The 25,014-nt window shown below is 44.4% G+C and carries 13 protein-coding genes; 5 read left to right on the top strand and 8 right to left on the bottom strand.

The features are described 5' to 3' along the window. Positions 1-97: 97 nt before the first annotated feature. A complete protein-coding gene (locus tag ACYU87_RS24315) occupies positions 98-5,239 on the top strand; it encodes an Eco57I restriction-modification methylase domain-containing protein (RefSeq protein WP_461136621.1) in 5,142 nt (1,713 codons plus the stop codon). 106 nt (positions 5,240-5,345) lie between these two features. Here the strand turns inward: ACYU87_RS24315 and ACYU87_RS24310 are convergent, their stop codons facing one another. Continuing rightward, complete coding sequence (locus tag ACYU87_RS24310) at positions 5,346-5,966, bottom strand: hypothetical protein (RefSeq protein WP_461136620.1); 621 nt, start codon at positions 5,964-5,966, stop codon at positions 5,346-5,348. A 230-nt stretch (positions 5,967-6,196) separates the two neighbouring features. Here ACYU87_RS24310 and ACYU87_RS24305 point away from each other — a divergent pair, with 230 nt between their 5' ends. Then, the gene (locus tag ACYU87_RS24305) at positions 6,197-6,376 is read left to right on the top strand and encodes a hypothetical protein (RefSeq protein WP_461116893.1); all 180 of its coding nucleotides are present in this window, start codon (positions 6,197-6,199) and stop codon (positions 6,374-6,376) included. A gap of 56 nt (positions 6,377-6,432) precedes the next feature. On the opposite strand, the gene ACYU87_RS24300 is transcribed toward ACYU87_RS24305, so the two are convergent. Then, positions 6,433-7,632, bottom strand: coding sequence for a tyrosine-type recombinase/integrase (locus tag ACYU87_RS24300; protein ID WP_461136619.1), 1,200 nt, complete (start codon positions 7,630-7,632; stop codon positions 6,433-6,435). Between the two features lie 91 nt (positions 7,633-7,723). Continuing rightward, the gene (locus ACYU87_RS24295) at positions 7,724-8,509 is read right to left on the bottom strand and encodes a Fic family protein (protein WP_461116891.1); all 786 of its coding nucleotides are present in this window, start codon (positions 8,507-8,509) and stop codon (positions 7,724-7,726) included. A 275-nt stretch (positions 8,510-8,784) separates the two neighbouring features. Here ACYU87_RS24295 and ACYU87_RS24290 point away from each other — a divergent pair, with 275 nt between their 5' ends. From ACYU87_RS24290 to ACYU87_RS24280, 3 genes are all read left to right on the top strand, one after another. Continuing rightward, complete coding sequence (locus ACYU87_RS24290) at positions 8,785-8,937, top strand: hypothetical protein (protein ID WP_461136618.1); 153 nt, start codon at positions 8,785-8,787, stop codon at positions 8,935-8,937. A 506-nt stretch (positions 8,938-9,443) separates the two neighbouring features. Beyond that, complete coding sequence (locus ACYU87_RS24285; RefSeq protein WP_461136617.1) at positions 9,444-9,926, top strand: hypothetical protein; 483 nt, start codon at positions 9,444-9,446, stop codon at positions 9,924-9,926. A 301-nt stretch (positions 9,927-10,227) separates the two neighbouring features. Further along, positions 10,228-10,659: a response regulator gene (locus tag ACYU87_RS24280; protein WP_461136616.1), complete on the top strand. Its 432-nt coding sequence runs from the start codon at positions 10,228-10,230 to the stop codon at positions 10,657-10,659. 584 nt (positions 10,660-11,243) lie between these two features. Here the strand turns inward: ACYU87_RS24280 and ACYU87_RS24275 are convergent. The 5 genes from ACYU87_RS24275 to ACYU87_RS24255 all read right to left on the bottom strand — a co-directional run bounded on the left by ACYU87_RS24275 (position 11,244) and on the right by ACYU87_RS24255 (position 24,989). Then, a complete protein-coding gene (locus tag ACYU87_RS24275) occupies positions 11,244-13,541 on the bottom strand; it encodes a phospholipase D-like domain-containing protein (RefSeq protein ID WP_461136615.1) in 2,298 nt (765 codons plus the stop codon). 351 nt (positions 13,542-13,892) lie between these two features. Next, on the bottom strand, positions 13,893-17,891 hold the full coding sequence (locus tag ACYU87_RS24270) for an ATP-dependent DNA helicase (protein ID WP_461136614.1): 3,999 nt from the start codon (positions 17,889-17,891) through the stop codon (positions 13,893-13,895). Between the two features lie 171 nt (positions 17,892-18,062). After that, positions 18,063-19,997 (bottom strand): AAA family ATPase, encoded by a 1,935-nt coding sequence (locus ACYU87_RS24265; protein WP_461136613.1) that lies wholly within the window; start codon positions 19,995-19,997, stop codon positions 18,063-18,065. Positions 19,998-20,012: 15 nt separating this feature from the next. Beyond that, complete coding sequence (locus tag ACYU87_RS24260; protein ID WP_461136612.1) at positions 20,013-21,305, bottom strand: hypothetical protein; 1,293 nt, start codon at positions 21,303-21,305, stop codon at positions 20,013-20,015. Positions 21,306-21,377: 72 nt separating this feature from the next. Next, a complete protein-coding gene (locus ACYU87_RS24255; RefSeq protein ID WP_461136611.1) occupies positions 21,378-24,989 on the bottom strand; it encodes an Eco57I restriction-modification methylase domain-containing protein in 3,612 nt (1,203 codons plus the stop codon). Between the last annotated feature and the right edge of the window lie 25 nt (positions 24,990-25,014).

The following is a 25,014-nucleotide window of genomic DNA, read 5'->3' as shown; positions in this document are numbered from 1 at the left end:
ATTTTGAGTAAGTTAATAGAAGGTTCTTAGCGGTTTTCTCGGTCGGCATATCGGTATTTTTATATGCTAAACAACAAAGAGAACACCTAAGAATTGTATGAAACCTCTCAAAGCCAAACGCCCGGCAACTTCGCAACAGGGCGCACCCGTTCAACTCAGTTTATTTGACGTACTGCTACAAGTTGCACCCGAACTGGTTCCTGCCGTTCGAGCGGTTAACCAGATCGTTTCGCCACGGATTCAACGGTTTAGCTTACAGCAAGAACCCGCCCCAACGGGCGAAATAGGCCGGATTCGCGCTAATCTGGCGGCTATTGCCCTTTGTAAATCGCTGAACGCCAATCAGCAGCAACCCACACCGGAGCAGTGTAATGAATTAGCCCGTTTTAGCGGATGGGGCAGTTTGGCGGCTCTGTGGGATGAGGTAACCCATAGGGCAACCGACGTAGAGGCGCAGACCGAAGAACAAAACCGCTGGTACCGGAAATACAAAAGTTTGCGAATGGAGGCCGATTCGTTAATGACGCCCATGGAACGGGAAGGGGCCGGGCAGAGCACCTTAAACGCATTCTTTACCAGCATTGAGGTCATTAAACGAATGTGGGCGTTAGCGGAAAAAGTAGGCTTCAAGGGAGGCCGGGTTTTAGAGCCAGCCGCCGGTACAGGTCATTTCATCGGGGCTATGCCCGACCATTTACGGCAAGCCTCTACGATTACTGCCGTCGAGAAAGACCCCCTGTCAGCCGCTATTTTAGCGCTGCTTTATCCCGAAGTGATTACCCACGCAACGGGGCTAGAGGTAGCCCCGCTGGAACGAGGCAAGTACGATCTGATAATTGGCAATGTGCCGTTCGGGGATTACACTGTTTTTGATGCCGTGGACCGGGATTGGTGCCCGTTTCATATTCATAATTATTTTATCGGTAAGGCGTCCCGACTTGTCGTTCCCGGTGGATTGGTTTGTTTCATTACGTCAATGGGCACGCTGGATGCCGGTAGTAAAGCCTTTCGCCTTAAACTGGATGAACAGCGCATGGAATTGTTGGGTGCCATTCGTCTGCCCTCCTGCGCATTTGATAAAACCGCCAGCACCGAAGTAACGACGGATATTTTACTATTTCAAAAGCGGCCCGAAAATCAGGCTCGTACCTCGTTTGCTCAACCCTTTGTCAATACGGCTACACTGCGAACACTGACCAGCGAGGGGGAAGACCAAGACGACCCCCCCGTTATGCCAAGCATTCAGGTCAACCAATACTACGTTGAAAATCCACATCGGATGTTAGGGGAAATGACTTTTGCCAGCGAAGTAGGAAAGGGAGGGCTTTACCGGGGCGACCGCCAGACGTTATTTCTGGAACGCAGTAGCGAACTGGCTACCCGACTGGATGAAGCCGTAACTCAATTAGGGAACCAGCTACAGGGGGCCGCCAGCCGGTTTGGTCAGGCGGGGGCAAAGTTGCCCGAAGAACGCACGGAACGTATAAATCCCGCTTTGAGCGGAACCGTGAAAATTCGGGGCCGAATGTGGAGCAAGCAGCGTATATACCGTTCCTATTCGACCCTAAAACGCCTGTTCTTTGCTTTGTTAAAGGCGGAACAGAATCAGAGTGATTCCGTTTGTGATGCCTTACGTCAGGAGCTACAAGACCACTATACGTTCTTTGTCACCACGTACGGGCGATTGTCCGCCAATCGGTCGCTAAACTGGATTGAATCCGTAGACGGTCAGTTTTTAAGCGTTCAGGCGCTTGAAATTCAAAAGCTGGATGCCCACGGAAAACCAGTCATTGTTGAATCGGCCATTTTGCGGGAACGGGTGTTTGGAGCCCTTACCACCATCACGCACGTTGATTTAGTAGAGGACGGGTTAAGTCTGTCCTTATTTAACCACGGCCGTATTGATCTGGATTATATCAGTACGCTAACGGGCAAGCCTATTGGCGAAGTACGTACCTACCTTTTAACGAACGCGCTAGCCTTTATAGACCCGGAGCGGGCCGATGAGTTACTAGATGCCGGTACGTATCTGTCGGGGGATATTCGGGAGAAACTAACCCTATTGGAAGGCCGATTGCTGGATGAGCCGCAGTTACAGGCCAATCTAGATGCCTTACAAGCTATACTACCGCCTAGTTTACCGGTATCGTTGATTAGTTTTCAATTAGGATCGAACTGGTTGCCACTGGCTTGTATAACCGACTGGATACAGACCTTGCTTTCGATAAAACTAACCTTAGTATATAGTTCACAACGGGCCGAGTACCGTTTAGCCAATCAAACGGGGTACTCCGCCCTCAATCAGTCACAGGGTACCAAAGAACGTACCGCCCTTGAATTAATCGAAGCCGCGTTGAATCAGCGTAGTATAGTCATCACCAAAACTATACAGGATGAGGCTGGAAATAAAAAGGAGGTCAAGGACATTGAGGCCATGACTGCCGCCGTACAGCAACAGGAAGTCTTGCAGGAACAGTTTAACCAGTGGGCGCGGGAGCATTACGCCCCCGCCATAGAAAAGGCATTTAACGAACGGTTTAATAGCTATGTCGAACGCCAGTTTGCCAAACCGACCATGGCCCATTATCCCGGTGCTTCCCCGTTAATTACCTTACGTGACCACCAGTTTAAAGCCGTTGAGCGGGGAAAACAGGAGGACTGTCTATTTGCCCATTGGGTCGGAACGGGTAAGACCTGGGAGATCATCTCGACCGCCATGGAATTGATCCGGCTTGGCAGAGCATCAAAAGCCCTGGTTGCCGTGCAGAATTCAACCGTCGAGGATTTTGCGAAGGCTTGGCGCGCGCTGTACCCCGGCGCAATTGTTTACCAGCCAACCCCGGCTGACTTACAGGCATCCAACCGAAAACGGTTTCTGCAACGGATAGCGACTAACCGGTTCGACGGTATTGTTATTCCGCAGTCGTTCTTAAAGCTTATCCCGGATGATGTAGCGATCGAAGAAGAATTAATTCGGGATGAACTAAGCCGCATTGACTACGACGACAGAGACCCCTCCGCCGAAGGCCGGGCCAACCGCCGGAGCGGGAAGCAACGCGTTAAACAAATCAACAAACGGAAAGCCAAAATAGAAGCCAAACGGCTTGAACAGGCCAGCCGTAAAAAAGATCAGATGCTTAATTTCTCTCAATTGGGAATTGATGCGCTGTTTCTGGATGAAGCCCACAAATACAAACGGTTTGGCTTTACGACCAGCCGCTACCAAATTAAAGGCATTGATACAGCCGGGAGTCAGGATGCCTTTCAAGCCATGGTTAAATGCCGGACCATTTTAAATAAAAACGGGCGGGTCATTCTGGCAACGGGAACCCCTATTTCAAACACGATGGCCGAAGCCTGGACGATGCTACGCTACATTGCCAGCGACCGATTGGAAAAATTGCAACTAGCCACCTTTGACCAATTTTGCGGAACATTCTGTAAAGTGGTGCCCGTTTTTGAATTAAGTACATCGGGTCAGTTTAAGACCGTGGAACGACTGGCGCAGTTTATGAACGTTGCCCAGTTGTCAGCCTTATACCGGCAGTCGGTAGACGTTGTCTTGGCCGATGATGTACATGAGTTTAAAACCGGCGACTTTTTACCGGTTTTAGCCAGCCAACCCGCCACAGAAACCACCCCCGCCAATCCCGGCTTCACCCGTATTTTGCTACCCCAAACGCCGGGCGTTAGGGCTGAACTTTATGCTATTCGGCAAACCCTGCGCTGGTTCGAGCAGTTAACCGGCAAAGAAAAGCGCGAGAACAGTCATATACCGTTAGTGATGTACGGCAAGGCTAAAAAAGCGACGCTGGATATACGCTTGATCGATCCCACCGCCGAGGATGAACCCGGTAATAAAGTGAACCGGGCTGTTGCAGAAATACACCGGATTTACCACCAGACCGGCGACGTTAAAGGAACGCAGTTAGTTTTTTGCGATGTATTTACCTCGTCAGCCAGCATGTTTGCTGGCGAGACTGACGAGGAAACCGGCCGGTCCGCCGATGCGGTGGCGACGCCCGGCCGGTCCGCCGGTTTAGTGGCGATGTCTGCTCAATTCAATCTATTCGACGAAATTGCCCATAAACTGCGCTTATTGGGCATTCCCACCGGGGAAATCTGTGTTGTTCCCGCCGATAAAAACAAACGGGAGCCCATTTTTGCCAATGTTCGCACCGGCCGGATTCGCGTTCTGATGGGCAGTAGTGAACGTCTGGGCGTTGGGGTAAACGTTCAGGAACGGTTAGCCGCTATCCATCATTTAGACGCTCCCAACCGGCCCACCGATTTTGAACAGCGGAACGGGCGAATTATCCGACAGGGTAATTTATTCGCCGTCTGGAAACGATGCGTTGAGGTACTAACCTATGGCGTAGAAAAAACCCTTGACGCGACGAGTTACGGCCGGTTAGCCATGAAGCAAAAATTTATTAACCAGGTTCTAAAAGGGGGGGCTACGGTTGAAACAATGGCCGATGTATCGGACGACGACGATTTTTCGTCAATGAATTATGAACAGATGATGGCTACCTTATCCGGCTCTCAGACCGCCTTGCTCTATACGGCTAAAAACCACGAATTAACGCGGCTGAATCAGCAGAAAAAGGCGTGGCAACGGGGTTTAATGAACGCACAATCCATGATTGAAGAAGCCCGGCGCACGAGTGTTCATTTAAACGGGCTTTTGCCAAAATTGAGCTTGGAGGCCGAAATCATAAAAAATAAGTTCGTAGACGTGCCAACCGATGAGGTTGACGGAATGATTAAAACAATTGGGTTTACTGGTCAGCAGTTTACCAGTAAAGCCGATTGGAGCGAACCATTAGAGCGGTATTTCTCCGAAATCAAATCCGCAGCCCGGCGTACCAACGGCGCGTATAGTTCAGGTCTGCTTACGGTAAACGGCTTGGATATACATTTGAAAGGCGAATGGAGCGGCCATGATCGGGAAACAGGCCGCGCTATTTACTCCATCAGTTACCAATGGGGGGTAAATCTAAAGGGCCAGATTAACTACGGATGGGCATTGGGAACGTCCCTGCGAGCGGCCATTAATCGAACGTTAGACGCGCCCGAAGTAGGAAAAAAACAACTGGAACGGGCCATTAGTCAACAGGAAGCCTTTAGTCAGAATTTGAATCAACCCTTCAAAAAACAGGAGCAGTTGACCCAATTAAGCTTGCTGGTTAGTGAATTGAAAAAACAACTGGAAACCGAAGTGATCGAAGCTGTTTAAAGCGTTCGATTTGTTGTTAGCCAACTAAAAAGCCGTTCCCTGCTAGGAAGCGGCTTTTTGCTGACGTCGATTTACTTTACTTCACAGATTCATTCTGGCTAATTCATTATAATTCCAGGAGTTGACGGTGATAGAAAATTGATACCATTGGCCATACGGCTCCACCTACCCACGGCAACCAGAGTTGGATTAACGAGATCCACCCGCCGTTTTGAAAGAGCAGTAAGTCACTATGCTGCATAAAATTCCCTAGTTGTAGCCAGAAGAACGTAACAATGACCAGCGCAAACACCTCTGGTCGAAACACGTATCGATCCATTTGAAACCAGATCGGTCGATTTGGCCAATCCGGATATTTGTCCCGGTGCCAGTAAAATAATTTGGTGAGGTGCAGCCGGGTAATGTAGTAGATACCCCACACTTCGATACATCCAATCAACAACTGAACCAGTAAGATGGCCGTTGTTAGGAACCCGGTAGGTATAAAGGTATTTTGACTCAGCCCCTGTAAAAGAAACGATGAGAAAAAGGTAACAGCGGGTAAGGCGGCCATCGCTATCGCCCAGATGATAAACAATAAGGTCCAGGGTTGCATATACTCCCGTTGGACAACCCGTTGGACCCACGGCTTGATCATAGGAGCATAAAGAGTAAAGAAAAAAGACTGTTCGAAGGGTCGCATATAACTATTGGCGAACAGCACGCGGAAGATTAGTATAAAGCCCATACTAGTAAATAGTTAACTGGTGAAAAGTTTCAGCAAGGTAACAAACAAAGGGCTGAAAATTGTTTTTTTTCTGGCTGCGTTATACTTACTAGTCCAGCGTGAATTAGTAGGAACAGGGGATAAAGCGATTAGTTATTAGGGGTCAAAAAAGTAAGGCTAATGTACGCCTATTTATATATTGGCTATTTTCGTCCGAAGTAAATCCAGACCGTTAACTCCTAAGGGCAAGTATGACAAATAGCCAGTTTGTGATAAAATTAGTAGCGGTCGGTCTGGTCGGAATCTTCCTCATGTTCCTGCTTTTACGCCGAAAACAGTATACGCCATTGACCCGAACGCTAATGGATTTGTTGATGGCTACGACAATGGGTTCATTCCTGTTAGTGTTGATGATTGTTCTGGCTTCCTGATGAATCAATTGGTTGAAACGATTCCGTAAAGCAATAGGAAACCAAGCCGCCTTTGCCTAATTGGGTAGTTTCTGAAAATACGTTTTAAGGGTTTGTTTTAAGGTATAAAACTGCGTCGTTTCGATCGATTCATGGCGCAGATGCTGCTGAACATACACTAATTCAACGCCTCCATCCAGCAGTAGTTGCGCCGCCGTATGCCGAAGACTGTGCGCAGACATGCCTTTCTTTTTAAGGCCATTTTTTAGCAGGTGTTTGTTGGTGATGTAGCGAACCTGAGCCGTGGTCAGGTTCGCAAACAAAGGAGTTTTCTGATCCTGTTCGGGCAGCGGCCACTGCTGGATACTTTGCAGGTAACCAACCAGCGGCCCCAGGCAGGCCTCGAAAAGCTTAATGGGCTTTTTAGTGCTCTTTCCTTTTCCCAGTACATGAATCAGTCGACGATCGACATCCACGTCGGCCAATAGGAGACGAGTGATCTCAACGGTACGTAATCCCTCCAGGCTTAACAGGGCCAGAATAGCCCGGTCACGGGGCGAAGCTGCCGAGGCCAGCAAGTCGGTTCGCTCGTTGGCTTCCAAACTCTCTTTGTAAAAGCGACGCTCCACGGTAAACCCTTTCACGGCCTGCACATCCTGAAGAGACTCGACCTGGTCGGGGGTAAGGGCCAGCTCCTTTCGCTTCAGCACGCACCAGGCGGCTAGTTGCTTCACCGGGGATAAATAAATGTTGATGGTGAAGGGTGACTTTCCCTGTTGGTTTAGCTGGGTGATGTAGTCATTGACCGTTAGGCCAGTCAGCGAGGCTGGACGGCCCTGCTGCAGCTGCACATCAATGTAATGGAAAAACGCATTTAATGCCTGGGTATAGGTCTGTTTGGAACGTTCCCCTTTCAATCCTTTGTGCTCCCGAATGAAGCGCAGGACCAGTTCGTTGGCCGCGGGAGAGATCTCTTTTTTAGGCGGGTCCAAAAGGATCTGCGGGTAGCCGAGTTGCTGATAAAAGAAAAGAAACTTGCGCAGGGGCGAGATGCGGTTGGGTCGGAATCCAGTAGCGTACAGACCCAGGCTAAACCCATCCACGCCATACCCCTGTTGTAAGCAGTAGTCGAGGTAAGCCCTGGCATGACGGGGGTAGTTACTGGAGGCAGGCAGCGTACTGGCAAAATACGCAATCAGTCGGGATACGGTGTAACTCGCCGGGGCGGAGGCCGGTGAGGGGGAACGATCGTCAGGACGTTTGGCAGGTAATGGCATTTCAGTAGTAGGGACTGGGTCGATTGATGGGTGACGTGTAAATTCCGGGATGGCCACAAGCCCCTTAAAGGGGCAGGCTTATTTACGGACGTTAGGACGGCTCCTGCGTAAGGCGTTCACACTCCGTCTGTAAGTAGGTGATGAGTTGCGTATACATGAAGTCCAGGATAGGTCTGGCAAAAGACTGCGATTGAGATTGATCCAACGCCTTTGTATAAGCCTGACGATCAGTAGCATGTACTAAACTGATGGGTAGTTTGTGGTAGTGCTGAACGTAATTCATCAGCAGGCGAGCCACCCGGCCATTACCCTCCCCAAAGGGCTGCAGGCAAAGTAGGTCGTAATGCGCCTGAAAGGAAAGATCATAGATCTGACGCATAGTTTTAACGGCAGCTAGGTCTGTATTGAGCTGCCTGAGTAGTTTATCTACGGCGGCGGGTAGTTTCTGCGCGTCGATTAACTTGCGATGGGCCGTCATGCGGCTGGCCAGTCGTAATTCGCCCTGGCTGGAGTCATAACTGCCCAGTATTGTATGCATGGGACCACCCGTCCGGCGCATCAGGGCCGCGCCAATGGCTTGAAGCCGGGCGCGATTCAGGGGTTCCCGTTCGGCGGCCCAGGCCAGCATCTGCTGTTGAGCCTGCTGATAATCGACCAGCATCCAGTAATGAGCGGCCGGTTTACTATCCGTGGTTACGCCTTTCTCCAGCAACGACAGACTTTCGGTAAGTGTGAGACTACAGCCGTCCAGCGCAGCCGAATGATGGCAGTGAATCAACCCGTTGTAACCCCCCACGGGAAGTGAGTCTCTGGTCAGGTCACGATACCAGCTGAGCAGGGCGGGTAAGGTCAGGCTCGATGATTGGGATGAGGTCATAGATATAAACGGTAATACGCGTCGATGCACCGTTACTGCTACATTGTAAAGTGCAACGGGTTGTCATCAGTTGGCAACTTACAAAATAAACGGGTTTCACCAATTTACACAAATGAGAATTTGTGTAACGGTGAACAAATTTATTTGCTTGGAATAGTTAAGAATAGCGCATTTACTGACCTTCGTAGGTCGAAACGAACTTTCTGGAACCGGACTAGTTTTGATGAACAACAGGCTTCGCTCCCTTGTCCCGAATGTTAAACCCTTACTCGCGTATGAATGAAGATAATCCCGTCACCAGTCCTGATTCGGCGGATGAACTCGATGATCCCTATATTCACTCGATTTCCACGGAGGAATTCGTCCAAAGCGTGGAACTGGCTACTCAAGAGGAAACCGATGAGAAGTTGACCCCGAGCCAGGAGTAACCGCCTGTGGGTTCGGTGAGCGTGGCTTTTCAGGTAGCTTATCCCAATCCCTGGTATCCATGAGCCGCTTAAATTCGCGCTCCTGTTTCCAATCGGTCTTCTTCCACACATACCTTAGAAAGAGAATAGCTCCAACGATCTCCCCGATTGTGATGGCTAAATTGAACGTTTCAATTGTCATGCGTGCGATTAATTGCTTTTGTTGAACGAGTTAAGTGTCGGAAGGAATGCTACGCTGTGGTGTGAGACCCCTGGACAGATTGCAAAACCACCTGGTCGATCAAGGGTTTTCTCGACCGAGAAAATTCTGCCACTTGTTTGTACTTAACCAATAAGACACAGTGAACAGACGCTAATTTTACACTAGATGAATGTATTGTTTTTTCAAGATGGGCCGGTTAGAAAATGGATACTATTTTCCAGTTTGCGGTAGAGGTGGTCAATGAATTAACACCTAGCCGGTGCCTGGTCGTAACGACTAAGTTTACCTTACCCAGCCTCATCCAATGACGCCTAAACAAGTGCAACGGCTGATCAGAAAAATAGCCGATATTAAACGGGCTTTAGCCGCCGAGAAACGCAAGTTTGGTGGGTATGATGATTCCCGTGGACTGCGCTATTTACCCACCCGCTATTACATCCAGCTGGCCGATTACAAAGGGGGATTGGCCTATACCCGCTGGTTCGCCAAAACTTTTTCCGACGATATTGGCTTTCCGGACTTTCTGTTTGAGTGGGCTCTGCTACTTTTTAAAGGGGGTAAGCTGGCCGACGCAAAAGCGAAAATGGGGCAAACCTTCTGTGCCAATACGTATGTATTGAATAAGTTCTTTGACCATCCCATTGAACCGCTCCCAAAATACGAATGGTCTAATTTGGCTCAGGCTGGTTTCACGGACTATTTCACCTATTCCCATCAGCAAGCTGAGTTACTTGATTTTAGTCAGTGGCTGGAGGAGTTTATGACCAGCGAACCCTTTACTAGCTGAAAAGCTCGCTACTTAATCCTTCATCAACAACTGAACGTGGAAGACGATCCAGAAACTAGAGATTATTTACGAAAGGAAGCGGATCAGTTAGAAAACGCGATTAAGTTCTAAAAAAACGGTTGTCTTACAGGTGTAAGACAGACCGCAATTTTGTCTTACAACCTGTATTACAAAACATAATGCCACTTATACAACAGTGCTATTGAAATACTAATAAGCCGCTTTCTCACTTTACGATTTTATATACTGCTAAGTACTCAGCTTAAGTGGTTTGGTCTAACAACTCCAATCCAGATAAGCAATGAGCCTTAATCATGACACAAACTGGATGCTGGTTGTCGAAGATCAAATTGATTTGTGGGTGTTGCTAAAGAAACACTTAAAGGGAGTACTACCACTAGTCCATCTGGTTCACGTCGCTAACGCATCAACGGCCCTTAGTTACTTACATAGTTGTTCACTTGAAGGACGACCTCTGCCTCAATTGATACTTAGTGACCTCTATACACCTCAATTGAATGACGGTCTTGGTTTACTAACGAGTTTAAAAGAATTCTCTTCAGGTTATCATCATCTGCCAATAGTTATTATGAGTTCGTCAACAAATGACCAGGACCGTCAAGAGGTAAACTATCGAGGTGGTACATACCTGCTAAAACCAACAGGCGTTGAGGAATGGAGTGAGTTCTTGCAGAGCATTCATCATTACTGGCATAAGACTATACCACATTAAAATGATCTACGGTAATCCAGTGTTAATTGAATAATACACTATTTGTCTGTGCTTTAACTTTTCTGACTTTAATCCCTTTACATAATCCTAGTTATACAACTTGACTAAGAATTGTACAATTTTCACAGTTTGTATTTTGACGATTAACGGTTCATTATTTTTTAAATAGCGTTAATATCGAAGTGATAGCTTCCAGCCTAAATCTATCTTGGTAATAGTATTTTACCGATAAATTTGAAATAAGAACACTTTACCCCCGTTTTTTACTGATTTGTACTTTTCTTAGTAGCCGTTCAGGATAGGCGACCTTTTCGTGAACGGTTTCGGGTTTATAATCAATTGAGCGGGCAGGGCGGGAAACCATGAAATCTTGTTCATTCGTCGAAGGGTTTTCTTGAACGATTTTCAACGCCACTTATAATACATAAAATGCACTGAATAACAGTTGTTTATGCAGTTCATTTAATAGTACTCCCTAGCCATTAACTGGACGAAAACGAAATGACCCGTCCGGAAAACTGGATTGGAGACTTAATGCTCTATACTGATTACTTACAGTTATGCTAAGCTAATCTTATAATCTGCTAAATGGAGTTCACCACTCTAATGCCAGTAGCCTTTGAGTATTTGAATTCAATGACATTAGCTGGTGTCTTAAGTCCTATTGTCTTACCTGCCAAAACCTTGGCTTCGCCTACAGTTGGGATGAGCGTTAGTACAAATGGGCAATCATCCAATTCCCGAATAGAATAATTTTGTACTTCAACCTTATACGTCCCTTCTGGAGGATTACTATCCCAGAAAATATTCTCTTGGGGAGTTTTCGTTAGTGGCTCCCCGGCATTTGCGTCAACATCTAACTTTCCTACTGAGTCTTGACAGGTAGCTTCCTTGGTACTATAGTAAATATGGTTTTCATCCGGGTCGTATACGTGTAGGTCAAGGTCATCAAATGTTTTCCATTCCAAGTTAATTCGCAGGCCCCCTCGATTGCCTTGCAAAACTGTCCCTTTGCTAGCCTTTAGCGCTGCCGCTTTTTCTGCTAACTCCTGGTCAGCTTTGGCTCTCGCCGCTACGGCTGCCGCTATTTTCTTCTGCTCTTCGCGCTGCTGCTGTTCTTGCGCTGCATGCTCCTGCTTAGCCTTCTCTTCATTTACGCGTTTTTCTTGAGCGATTCGCTCGTTTTCAGCTTTCAAACCACGCTCTTGCTCCGCAATTTCAGCAAGGCGCTTATTCTCTACTTTTTCGCGTTGCTCTTTGGCTTCTAGTACTGCCCGCTCTTCTCGCAATCGGCTATCTTCCGCCAACCGTTGCTGCTTCTCCGCTTCCAGTTTCTGCATTTGCACCAGATGCTCACGCTTTTGTGCTTCGGCTCTCTCAGTTGCTTCCTGTTCCCTTTTTTGAGTTTGTGCTTCTTCGGCAGCTTTTTCCATCTGCAATTTTTGCCGGCCCTCAGCTATCAAATCCAAGGAAGATTGGATGCCTGCATCTCGTATCATCTGCTCACTCTGTCGAACCGGCTTCGGTTGTAATCGTTTGGCCTCTTCATTCTCAGGATTTAGCTTCAATGCCTGGCGAATCAGGATAGCCGCTTGGGCACGGTTCGTTCTGCGTAATTCTTTAGCATGGGCCAAAACGTCATTTGAGCGGTAGGCACCCACCCGATGCATATCCAGCGCAGGCGAGAATGATGCGTCAAAGGGGATAACTACTTCTACTTGCTCCAGTTTCTTTGTCAGGCGAGTAAACTCTTGGTTAAACTGTTCGATGAGGGCAGGATGGCCCTTAAATACCATACAGTTTTCCGTATTGCGTCCCTCCGCATAGTAAGTCCAATTGTAAGAACCATTCAGCAACACAGCATCATCAATCACGCAGAATTTGTGATGCAGCAGCCGGTCTCCTACGTTGGAGAAATACAGTCGGCTGTTGCCGTTCACCTTACCCAGTTCGATAAATTCCTGAAAACTCAGTCCTTCAGTCCAGTTGTTGATTGGGTCATTGAGGATAATAAGTTCGACTTCTAGTCCATCTTTCACGCGCTGGCATAGCGCGTCGAATAAGTAATGGCTGGTTAACCAGGCCACTGCGACTCGAATTCGTGTCTTAGCACCGCTTATTTCCGCCAGTATCACGTCTCGGATACCACTAAAATGCACCTCAACACCAGCATTGGTCGGCACCGCATTCATCTGCACAACTGCTGGCAGCGTCTTTAGCTGCTGCTGTTGCTCGGGCATGCAGCGAGCGAGTATAGCCTCTTTATTCGCCGTGTCGCCTTTCAGGTAAGCATTCTCAATTAGTATAGCATCGCAAGTGGGATGATGTCCGTCCAACCACAATTGCAGCTTGAAAATATTATTGGCTTGGTTAAATAGTGTAGCGCTCAATTTTGCCCACTGTAGACCTTCCGCCTTCTGATTGCCTGCTAGTAGCTGCTTGGCTCTGTTGTACTGTTCATCAGTTTCGATGGAGCCAAGACCATGGGCTAAAGCTTTAACTAGCTTTTTGTTAAAGACTTGTCCGTTTTGTCGAATGAGCTCCCGTGCCAATCCTAATCCATGTTTACGCAGAGGTTGGTCACTGTCTGGTACTGCTTCTAAAAGCGCGGAGGGAATAGCTGGTGATTGAGATTCACTAAGTCTACTATCTGCTACTATCTGTACATTTCTGGCCACTAACTGGTCTGCACCAGTCGCTTTATGTTTTCCAGTCACAACTGTGAATTGCACTGATATCCCATCGCGTAAATTAGTTGCTTCGCTTGTGTCCCGCAAAAACTGCTTCAGCAAGAAAACCTCTCCCAAATCTGAGGTGATAAAACCAAATCCTTTTTCTTGATTAAAGAAAATGACGCTGCCTTGGTGAATAGAATCCATCATAATGTGTGCGAAACAGTAGACGCTGGGTAGATAAGATGAAACTACTGTTCTAAAATATTGCTGCCAATAATTCTGGGTAAGGTAATTTTTCAGCTATTGCCTGTTTTACTATGCTAGTAAATTCAGCAAAATAACTTGTTTTTGCAACGAGCTGGTCAAAGGTTTCCTCATAGTCATTCGAGTCATTAATTGGGTCAACCCGGATAAGTATAGCACACAGGCGCTGCACCTCAGAGCACCATCCTCACCAAAGTCAGTACTCGTTTAACTAATGTACTCTATAAGTGATATTGCAAGACTCAGATTGCTTGATGTGATAAAGAATCTTAGAAATAAAATCGGCTTTAGTCGTCAACGAAGTGAAAAATGGTGTGATGAGTATCTTTCAGTCCTATCTTCAGTTGATACATTACCAGAGACGATACCGCGAATAATTTCATCAATCTTTGCTGGGTCAATACCACTTCTTTCATCTGTAGTAAGGAGTTGCTCATACAAACCAGCACTTTTATAAGTCGGCTTTTTAACCTCCTGCCAAGTTTGCTCATAACGTTTGTTACCAAGCCTACCTAGGTGCTCCCAATACCACGTAGTTGTCTGATGTCTAATTGTAAAGTCAGTTTTAATCGGTACTTCTGTACCGTTTGCAAATGGTTTTTCTTCGTAACTAAAAGTGAAATCGGCTTCGCCAACATTGTTTTGAGCTGCTTTAAGGGCTTGGTAAATAAGGAGTTCGACCCGAGATTCGATAAAGGTGCCGTCAGCTTCGAGAGCATAAAATTTAAACGGTTTAGGCAGTAATAATGTGGTCCGGCGTGATTCGGTAAAGGATCGCGACCTAGCCTTATCCAACACTCCTTTACCAAATGGTTCGTCAAAACTTCCTTGCACGAATAAAGTGACAGATTCTTTACTACGTGTAAGAGCAGTATATACTAATTCTTTAGAGAGCAAGCCCAATTTCTTAGGCAGAATTAAGAAGACATGATTGAATCCACTACCTTGTGCCTTATGTACGGATATGGCATAAGCCAGATCAAAATCTTCGCGATCAGAACTACGAATACCACTTTCACCATTTAACGGCATCGGCTCTTTCAACTCTGGAAAATATAAAACCTCCTGTTTGCCTTCCATCCGGATCAGTCCTATTGAGCCGTTAGATAAGACAAGTTTGTTACGTTCGTAATAATTCTTTGTACGGATTATCTTATCTGCCTGCTTGAAACGATTGTTCATTAGGGCCAGCTCTTTAGAACTCTTATAATGTTCCTGTATAAAGTCATTGAGTTGACCGGTTCCCCAAAAGTCAGCGTTATAAGGTGTTATTAGTTGCAAGCGGTCAAGGTCTGGCTTCTTCTGTGAATTGACGGCTCCATTAGGCAACAATCTAAACAGCTGATTCATGCGTTCTTCACGTGTGCCGGTGAACTGATGGCTGTTACATAGATCGTCAAACTCAGCATTAATATGGTTGTATAATTCCACTTCTGTTTGCCAGTAGTGAATTCTTAATCCTTTTGAAATATCGGGCTTTCCGGATTTTATGCGTTTTAGTAGATCATCGGACAAGTCGCCGTCAGGGACAAAACCCTCGCTTAAATCAAGTATTTGGCTTTCAGCTAATTCGTTACGACAGTTAGCTTGTAATTCAATATAGCTTGACTTATACTCCGGGTGTGATTTCAAATAATAGATGATGTCTTTTAAAACCTTACCATAACCTATTGGTGGTAACTGGTTCGGGTCGCCGACAAAAATTAATCGCTTGAATGATGGCCGCCTAAACTCAAATAAATCGAAAAGACGCTTACATTTTACAAGGTCTACCATCGACATCTCATCAACGACTAAGTTATTAATATTTCGAATTTCTTGACTCCTATTTTGATTACTTTCTGCCTCAGCAATTAGTTTATCAATAGTGATCGCTTCGATACCCTCGTAGTCTGGGTCATTCTTGAGTCGTAAAGCGGCTTTACCTGTGGGAGCCAATAATAAATATGATTGACCTTGTTGTTTGAGATTGGTCAATATATTGAGTAATTCGTAGGACTTACCGCTACCAGCATTACCTGACAATATATAAAAGCGTTTTAAAAATATATTCCGGTATAAGCGAGTTCGTTCTTCGCGAAACAACTGCTCGTCAAAATGACTACCTAGTCGCTGCTGTAATTGTTGACAACTGGTGTCAATATAAGTATTCACGTTGCTGTATTGCTCGGTGTTGTCATCTTCTTTGAGCAATTGTCCTACAACGCTTTCAATATTACGTTCAGCCTGGTAAATGCTGTTGAGATAAAAGTAGTAAGTATCATTCTCAGCAATGACTTTTAGCTTTTCTGGATTTTCCTCAAAATGGTTCTCGTAGTCACTTTTCAGCCTAACAAACGTGTTAGGCGGTATTTTGTATTCATCATTAAAATTATAGAATAGGGGATAATCTTTAACAGCTTCTTCCAATTCCGCACCATCTGCAAAGCAATGCCCAGTCGATTCAAGCGTGCGCAGGTAACGAAGTACAATCGCCCTTAACCGACGTTTATCGCCAGAACGCATCTCACGTTGTAGATCCAATCGCTTTATACCGAAACGAGTATCAGGGAAGTATGCTATATCGATCTTAAATAAATCGATGGGACTATCAGTTTCTTCCCCAGTAATTGGATCGAGGTTATTCTCCAAGACGTCATACTCTTCATACAGTAAGTAGGGATTATCACTAATACGGGTTAAATCTGTACTGGCATTTACTGAGTCAAGACTACGAAACCACTGCTTGGGTAATTTCAACTTTCCCTCTAAAATTCGCTTAAACTGGGTGGGTTTTAAATTTAATAAGCATAAGTTTAAAAATTGTGTAGTACTCAGATCATGTTTATCTTGGTAGGCTTCCCGCAGATCAATTAAAGAGGACTTATATATTTTATAAGAAGGATCAGATGTTGGTGTTTTGAGGAGTTCGAGTAATTTATTTGCGTAATCAGGTTCATCTTGGCGAAGTTTAGATAGAAGATCACCAAGCGGAAACTCCGGTTTATCCCAATTCAATAAGGCACGACTAAGTGCAGTAAAGCCAGGGAAGTACCCACGCTTATGCCAACAAAATTCTAACAGTGACTCGACTTTATCGAGTTTCTGTTGCATTTCCACAGGCGAGACGATACCATCATTTAAGCATTCTAAAAGTTTTTGTCTCATTTTTGACAAAATGAAAATGGCCTCGTCGTCGTCCACATCCATTGCAACATATTTAAAGCAATGTTGAAGCTCCGGTTCATGAATAGCTACTTTTATACGATTGAGGTCCTTATCTCGGGCATTCTCGTCTAAGTCAGTCCGATTAGCGAAATCTAAATATTCATGATAAGGCATTCGAACAAGGCGGTCTGGGTCAAAGGAGAATCGTAATGCCCAGTTCATTTCAGGAAAATTGCGGTTGCGAGGTTTTTTACGCTTCTCATCAATAATTTCACGCGGTCCAAAAGTAGTGGGGCTTCCTTGAGCAGTGATTATACCACATCCGACTACTAAATATTGCTGTTCCTCTTCTGTAAGAGGATTACTGAATTTTGCATAAATAAAACCAATGCTTTCTTCATTGTGAACCTTACCCCTAAAACGAGGTATCCGGACAGATTCAAGATTGCGTGGATAGGCCCCTTCAGTTATAATCTGCTCTTCGGAGCGGGTAAATGCCACTGAGAATGGCCAACTGAACATGGAATAAGGAGGCAGTTGCTCTGATATTGGATTTAGGCGTTTTTCCGCAGGGTTATCATGCTGGACAATAATGGACTGTTCGCCAAAAACATTGATGCTCCAAAAACAAGGTGGTACATAATTTGGAGTAACGGGCTGACTTTTATGCTCTATTTCCTGCTCAAGATGCTCAAACTTTCTTTTACGAAGCCGCTCTGACAATAGCGAATGGTAACCGCTGCAGAACCGGTTTCGGCTGGGATCGTTGCAGATTTTACCATTCCAACGATTATCATGCCAAGCAACTCGAAAGGTAAAGTGCTGTTGAGGAACATCAACGTGTCCAGTACGGACCTGTTCCTCAATATCTGTTGAGACTTCTAATTGTTTCTTTAATAAATCAATTTTATCAACTAGACTAAGCGCCCATACAATGCGTTTGGGGTTAACTGGAATACGCCCCCTCTCGGCGTGATTCACCATATCTATAAGACATCCGCGATCATCATAACTAAAAAGCAACTTTCTATTTACATGATTTGTAAATTCAAGGTAATCACGCCAATCTGTTACTGAATAGTTTTCAAAAGCGTAGCGTAATCGAATGAGATCGTCTGGATCTTGAATGTTAAAGGTGCGTGGCATGTTGACTATTTGTAAAATCAAATATTTAAGCCGGTAAGACCAAATAGTTGTAGTTCAATCATTGTGTATATATTCTATCTTGTAAACAGGGTTGCGTAAAAAGAACCGGGAGACAATGGATTCCGTGGACGTGCTGCCTAGAGATAAAACACGCTCTTATTATATTATATACTAACGCATTAAAAAGTTGAGAGATGGACGCGTTATTATTCCATTAGCCTCTATGAGTAACTCTTTAAGTACATAACCTTCAACTTGAGTCGAAATGAGAATTTCATTCACGTCTTTCAAATTCAGACTTTTAACAATGTTATTAAAAATCTTATCGAGTTTGTCGACGCGAGCTTTTACCACAATAATTTCTTCATTAGTCAAAACTCTATCTTTTCGATAATCGAAGTAATCGCCATTGTTATCTGTCCACTTTTGCACAGTAGCTTTTACACATTCCAAAGGATTTTTTATAGTTTCGGATGTTAGCCACCAATCACCCGCTAGTTTAATAATCAATGTATAGTTGCGGTCTTCGTCATGATAGGTAAGTAGCATGCCCTGCTTCAATACACAGATCCATCGTAAGGTTTCTAGGTTCCTTATTTCTTCCGTTACCCGAAATGCTTTATCCAATTCTGCTCGATAGACAGGGAATGACAAAGCATCATGTGACATAGGATTGAAAATAGTCAGCTTACATCGGCTAAACTCGTCTTTAACTATCTCCTTTAATGGTTTTCTTTGGCTATCATAACGCAATACCAGCCGATCCCAAAACCATTGTAGCGTTTTATGCTTGTCATCATACGTTCTGACATCTTCCTCTGCTAGCCGGTTCTTAATTTGCTGCTCCAACTCCTTACGAAGATAGTTGGCACTGGCTGGATAATCCTTGGCATCGTAATATTTGCATGCCTTGGAATAATGATCGTCTGATGGCGTAACGATAACTGGCCGTTCACAATAACCTGGTTTATCTTTCGTCCCTTGCTCCGCAGTGTACATTTCTACTGTTTCCCACCCTGTAACGACCTGTTTCGCCACTTCAAACCAGGCCCTGTCGTATGTACTCAGAAAAATTTGATAATCAGAAAACTCATTACGCAAAATATCAAGAAGTGGTAATCGGTTTGCCATATCTAGGCCGATAAATACGTCATCAAGATATAGCACATTCATACGGCTTACATCTTTGGGATATGTGCGAAGTGAGGCTAAAAACATGCAAATTGCTAAAGCTGATAGACGAGCTTCATTTAAAAAATCTTGATAATTAGGTTGTATGGTAGTGTTGTGTAAAATAGGACTAATAGTTAAGCTTCTACTTAACACTCTTTTTTTTCTAATTTTGTTTGCACTCAAAACTTCTTCAACTGGCTGAAGATTGAACTCAATTTGTAAACCGAGTTTAAAATATTTTGTCAGCCAGTCGTTTACGTAATCTTCAATACCTTTCAGGCTATTTTCTGGCGTGCCCTGAAAGCCTTTTATAAGAATGTTTAATCCAGTATTGAAATCGCTACAGTTTAGTGAGCCGTCGGGATTTAGATTTAAATATTTATTATTTCTATGGGCATTAACATCAACCTTTAACTGCGCCCAAGATTGGCCAATAGTTAAATTGTTTGTGGGTGGTAGTAGATGTCCACGCAAGATGTTATCAATAAGCAAATCGAATAATTCGGGAGGCTTACTGGTTTGGCTACCTGCAATGTAGGTTTTGATTAACTGTACATAAGTAAGAAACCCGGCCGCCTGCTGACCTTTTTTGATAAATTCCTGCTTGGTTGATGTATTATTTATTGAATCAGTAAGCGCATACTGGGTATCATCTGAAAAAATTAACTCTACCTTACCAGAATGTTGTGGTGTACCAATTGGAACTGGTGGTACAAAGTGGTTTTTCGAAAAACGGATTAATTCGTTTGGTTGAGATGAGCGGAAAAAGTCCTGCAATGAGCGAAACAAGGAAGTCTTACCAGCCCCGTTCTCGCCATAGATAAGCACATTTTTGCCTTTAACATCAATCTCGTAGGGTTTGGGCTGATCGTCTTGATCGAACTGTGGATAGAATGCCCGGTAGTTGTGGATACGAATTTTAGAAATCTTCATCGTGTTTGCCCAATGCTAAATACCCTTACTTTTAAACATCTGCTCCGTTTTACGTAGCTGATCAAAATCCTTATCAGTGATCAGTTTTTTGGCTTGTAATTCCTCAAGGAACTTCTCGCTATTCAAATCTTCCCAGGTTACGTCGAAATAGCGAACGGTGAAAGTGACGTTATTAATTTCCGTAGTCAGATTAGGAAATTTAATTTGGCGCACGATACCATTTGCGTAATCATCAGCGAAATCGGGGTAGTTTTTGTCATCCTTAAACAACAATAGATCATCAGGTGGATTAGCGGCAAAAAATTGAACTAACGTCTGTACAAACCTTTCCTGAGTTTGAATGAACGTTTTTTTTAAGAACACTGCCAACTCCTGTTTGGTATTATTAACATTATTTTCTAATTCCTTAATTGCTTTCGTGAATTCCAGCTTTTTTGTAAGGTCCAAAACATTCTTGTTAGCTGAGGCTATTTTGACCAAATACATTTCCCGAACATTATCAACTTCATCTTTTAGCTTCAACCAGGATTCTGGAAGATCTTTCTGGTTTTCCAGAATTTTAAGTTTGGTCTCCAAAGCATCTTTTAAACGCTTATCACGTACAGGTAGCACATCTTTAGGAATAATTACCCTCTTAAGGCCTAGATTGGCACCTTTGAACTCTAGTTCGACAAACTGGAATTTTGAGGTGTAAACCATCGTCTGGCGCCTGCGGTCAGGGTGTACCGGCGGGTTATTTGTTAGGCTTTCGGTAACCTCTGCAAAAGCAATCGGATTGAGAGTCTGAGCGCCTGTTTTACCAACCTGACTATCTACCTCGGCTGTAAGACGACTCATGTTTACAGATGTGCGTTCGATGGCCTTTTGTAAATGTTGAATGCGTTGGGTAGCCTCAAACAGATCGCGGGGTGGGAAGAAATGTAATAGAAGTTGTTGCTGTTGGACGGCATCAATCTGAACAGCATTTGTGCCATGCCCTTGTTCCTCCAAAGCCAGACTCTGATTGAAGAGCAGATAACCAGAATCATCTGTAAGCAGAAAGGAGATACGATTGCCAGGGACTTCAAGTAGTTCACAGCCGTCCTTTTGTAAACGCTTAATGGCTTCCAATTCGCCGTACCCATTTCGGAATGAGGTTTCTGCCGGATCAATAATGACACGGATGTTAACTCCCTTTCTGCGTGAAGAAATCAGTGCTTCAGCAACAGCGGTTGGCAAGCCAGGAGCAGCATAAATAATTTCTCGTTGAGCGGTTTCGAAAAGATTTAATAACGCAGAGTGAGTAACTGTACTAATCAATGAGGCCATCAATGGATGAGGTTTAGGCTAAAGAAAAGGGCATGAACGTGATAAAAAAGAACTAGATAAGGGTACGTAGAATCATCCCGGTTTCCCTTCAATAATGGCTACTTCGGGCACTGTGCTGAGGTTGAACAGCGATAACCGTACGGGGTGGCGGGGATCATACAATTTGGCAAATACTTGCTGACATAAAGCCAGTTTCTCGTTATCACTTGACAAAGCCGTTACATCAGGCAAATTGCGTAGATGCTCGTGGAAGCGACAATCTGCACTGTGTAGCTCTTCTTGGAAATAAAGCTCATACACTAGTCCATCAATGACCTCCCCAAAGTAGATGGGTATAATTTGGTCATTAATAGAGAGAACTAGGGATCTGAGATATAAAACATAATTAACTAAATCAACAAAAGGATTCTGAGGGAATTCAGGATAGGTTTTGTGGATAGGCAGTGCAATAATATGACCTCGTTTCACTTGTGCTAATGCTTCACCCACTTCATTGTTTAATACATTTTGGTAATACCAATTCATTAATTTTGAATTGATTATTGATAAAATATAGCGGATGTTAAAATCTTTATTTGTAGGAATTACCGTATAAAGATTGTCTCTAATAACAAATTGTCTAGAATCTAAAGTAGCTATTAGTGAACTACCTGTTTGCCTAATAACTATCTTCTCTGCAGCATCATAACCGGCGGAGTACCTTGGTTCAGCAAGCCAATCGCCAAGACTTATGTAGTAGTTATCATTCCAGTCAATCTTGTACTTGTTCATCAGACTTCCACGTAACAATGGCCTAAACGAAGAATCTTTCTTATAGTCAGATACGTATGGTTTTTCATGTAAAGTACTTTGTGTTTGAGGTGGACGGCCTTTTCCGATTTGAAAAGGCTTTGCTCCTTGAGTTACTTTGCAAATTTCACCTAGCAGTTTTGATTTAGGCAGGAAATTATTTGTTAAAGAATAAATACTATCATTAAAGTAAATATTAATTGGCTTACCATCAAAAGCAATCCAATCTTTCTGGTCAATCAACTTGACAACAACATTATCGAGATTACCATCGTAAAAGTTTAATTTAACCTTATTATTTGTGCACTTTTCCCTTTTTACAATTATGACTTCAGTATTAACTACAGCAGTAAAAACAGGTAGATTATAATGCGAGATACTTATAAGGGTATTAGCTAACACTAGTTTTCTAATCTTAACAGTCTTTAAATTAGTAAATAGTGTATTAGGAATTATGTAAGATAAAACGCCACCTTCTTTTAGAGTTGCGATACCTTTCTCAGTAAATAGAAGGAAGCTATCAAGCTGGTAGTCTTGATGCTTATAATTATCTTTCAAAAACTCTTTACTTATATTATTTATATCAGCGCCATATGGTGGATTACCAATTACTATATCAAATCCAATTAAGATATTAAACATCCACTCAATATCGAAAAATTTTGAACTAGTATTTTGATCATATGGATTCCAAGCAGCTAATTGATTAGCTATCGTAGGTTTCCATCCACTACCTCTTAAAATATCACTAATCTCAGCACGTAGCTCGGCATCTTTATCTCGGTATTTTTTCTTTGTTTTTCTGGTCTTCGCTCTAAAGTGCTGGTGCCGTACACTCTCTAATTCGGCTTCTAATTTGTCAATACGTAAATCCCGAATAGTTCCTCCCTGTCGTTCAAGACCAATAAGGGTATTAGCTGCTACAAACTTAGTTTCAAGATTGGGTAATGGCCGAATGCCCCGGTTGGTAGTCCGGTCATTAGTGGGTTCTTGCTCTACAACGAGCGAGATAAAGAACCGTAGTTTTGTGATTTGCACCGCTATAGGCTGAATGTCGACTCCATGCAGGCATTGCTCAATAAGCACGAGTTTGCGGTTGTAGTCATCGGAATGTTCGCGGAACTGTTGTTCAATCTCATTAATACGATTCTGGCGTTCGCTTGCGGGTACATCGGTCAGGACATCACCAAATTCTTTTTGGGCAACGGTCTTTGCCTTCTGTACTAAATATTCATTTTTGGCATCTAGCTTAGCCAACAAATGCACCATACGTTGTAACATACCTAGTGGAAACGCGCCAGAGCCACAAGCCGGGTCGAGTATTTTACAATCATACAGCGCGTTTACGAGCGTTTGGCGTTCGGTATTGTCAAAGTTCGTTTCTGGCGAGCTGTAATTGAAAATATCGTTGAGTTGTTTAGTATAATCTACTCCAGGGTGTTTTCCGGTTAAGCACTTAGTAAGGTAAGCCTTCAAACTCTCGTCTACCATATATTCCACAATCTCGCGGGGAGTGTAGAACGAGCCGGTTTGTTTGCGGGCGGTGGTTTCTGTTTCGGGGTTAAAACTGGCCAGCAGATTCTCGAACACCTTGCCCAGCAATTCAGGATCTAGGGCCACTTCTACATCGACAGGCGTATTTTCTTCAACCGTGAAATTGTAGCGGTTCAATAGCCGGATTAAACCACGGACGGTTTGTTTGCCGTGTTTGGTATCGCCGTAGGCCTTGTTGAGATTTACTACCTTTTCTTCACCAAAGAACAGATAATCCGGCACCGCCAACATGGGTTCGTTACGGGGATTATCAGAAAAACAATCAATACGGTCACCCTTCGCATCTGGTGAGTCGAGACAATCGAACAGGCCACCGTTCAGAAACGGCACATCACGAATTAATGTTAAAAATTGGTTTTCATCCTTAAAAAAGCGTCGATAGCGGAACTCCGTTTTTTCGCGATGCTGGATGGTTTCTTTAAATCGCCGTTCGGTATCGCCCATTTCGGTGTTGAGCGTAGCAAAAAACAGGTTTTGCAGAATGGCCTTGTAATAGGTACTCCCGGTAGCGTCGCCAGTGTCAGCGGGCAAAAACATACCAGGGTCAATTTTGGGTTGAAAGCCTTTAATCAGCTTCTTGATCTCGTCTTCGTCAAACAGCGCATCGGGTACTAATCCTTTCTGCTTAATAAACCACACGAACATCAGGCGGGTGATAAGCCGGATTGTACTAGTTGAGTTGACCTTTGCCTGGTGTTTGGCCTCATCGTCGGCCGAATCGCGAGGCACCGATTTTTCGGGAAATGTAACGAGGTCACGCGCCCAGAAGTACCAGTCAGATAACTCACGGTAGAAGTCTTTGGTCAGGGCATCTACTGAGAATGCTTCCGTAATATCTTTGAGCGATAGACCAGCTGGTCGTTTGATAGCTAATTTATAAAAGCGGTCAGCAGGGGTGCGTGCTGGCTTACCTTTGCCCAAAACGTAAGTAAAGCGTTTCGAGTCGGTTTTCTCTTCCTGTCGGTTACCGGCCGCATCGTAGGTAAATATCTCTGAGATATACGAAAACCGCCAGGTACCATCATGGCTTGTAAAGACAACTAACGCGCCATCGACCAGTTTGTAAACCGACTTGAGTAACTGTCGTAACCCCACGCGTTTTCCTTCTATACGAATTCCTGGTTTTAGCGTTACCTCATACACACCCACCAAGCGTTGATCGGCACCTGTGTTGAATGAACCCAATTCATAGGCCGCTTCGGCTATATCGTTAGTCGGTAAACTAATCGCTTGTGGACTGGGATAATAGTTGCCAGGACCAAAAACATCGCGCAGGGTTTGACCCCAGGTCGTTTGGTCGTAAGCAGATTCAAGAATGGTAAGCAGTTGCTGATTTGTCATCTAACTAGTGGTGTCGGGCAGAGGG

It is taken from the genome of Spirosoma lituiforme, assembly GCF_054776635.1.
The sequence above is the reverse complement of the archived record's forward strand: the minus strand, read 5'-3'. Positions and strand labels throughout refer to the sequence as shown.

Bases quoted from the DNA above. Each gene is read 5' to 3' on its own strand.
- ACYU87_RS24315 (WP_461136621.1), top strand. From the start codon at position 98: ATGAAACCTCTCAAAGCCAAACGCCCGGCAACTTCGCAACAGGGCGCA.
- ACYU87_RS24310 (WP_461136620.1), bottom strand. From the start codon at position 5,966: ATGGGCTTTATACTAATCTTCCGCGTGCTGTTCGCCAATAGTTATATG.
- ACYU87_RS24305 (WP_461116893.1), top strand. From the start codon at position 6,197: ATGACAAATAGCCAGTTTGTGATAAAATTAGTAGCGGTCGGTCTGGTC.
- ACYU87_RS24300 (WP_461136619.1), bottom strand. From the start codon at position 7,632: ATGCCATTACCTGCCAAACGTCCTGACGATCGTTCCCCCTCACCGGCC.
- ACYU87_RS24295 (WP_461116891.1), bottom strand. From the start codon at position 8,509: ATGACCTCATCCCAATCATCGAGCCTGACCTTACCCGCCCTGCTCAGC.
- ACYU87_RS24290 (WP_461136618.1), top strand. From the start codon at position 8,785: ATGAATGAAGATAATCCCGTCACCAGTCCTGATTCGGCGGATGAACTC.
- ACYU87_RS24285 (WP_461136617.1), top strand. From the start codon at position 9,444: ATGACGCCTAAACAAGTGCAACGGCTGATCAGAAAAATAGCCGATATT.
- ACYU87_RS24280 (WP_461136616.1), top strand. From the start codon at position 10,228: ATGAGCCTTAATCATGACACAAACTGGATGCTGGTTGTCGAAGATCAA.
- ACYU87_RS24275 (WP_461136615.1), bottom strand. From the start codon at position 13,541: ATGATGGATTCTATTCACCAAGGCAGCGTCATTTTCTTTAATCAAGAA.
- ACYU87_RS24270 (WP_461136614.1), bottom strand. From the start codon at position 17,891: ATGCCACGCACCTTTAACATTCAAGATCCAGACGATCTCATTCGATTA.
- ACYU87_RS24265 (WP_461136613.1), bottom strand. From the start codon at position 19,997: ATGAAGATTTCTAAAATTCGTATCCACAACTACCGGGCATTCTATCCA.
- ACYU87_RS24260 (WP_461136612.1), bottom strand. From the start codon at position 21,305: ATGGCCTCATTGATTAGTACAGTTACTCACTCTGCGTTATTAAATCTT.
- ACYU87_RS24255 (WP_461136611.1), bottom strand. From the start codon at position 24,989: ATGACAAATCAGCAACTGCTTACCATTCTTGAATCTGCTTACGACCAA.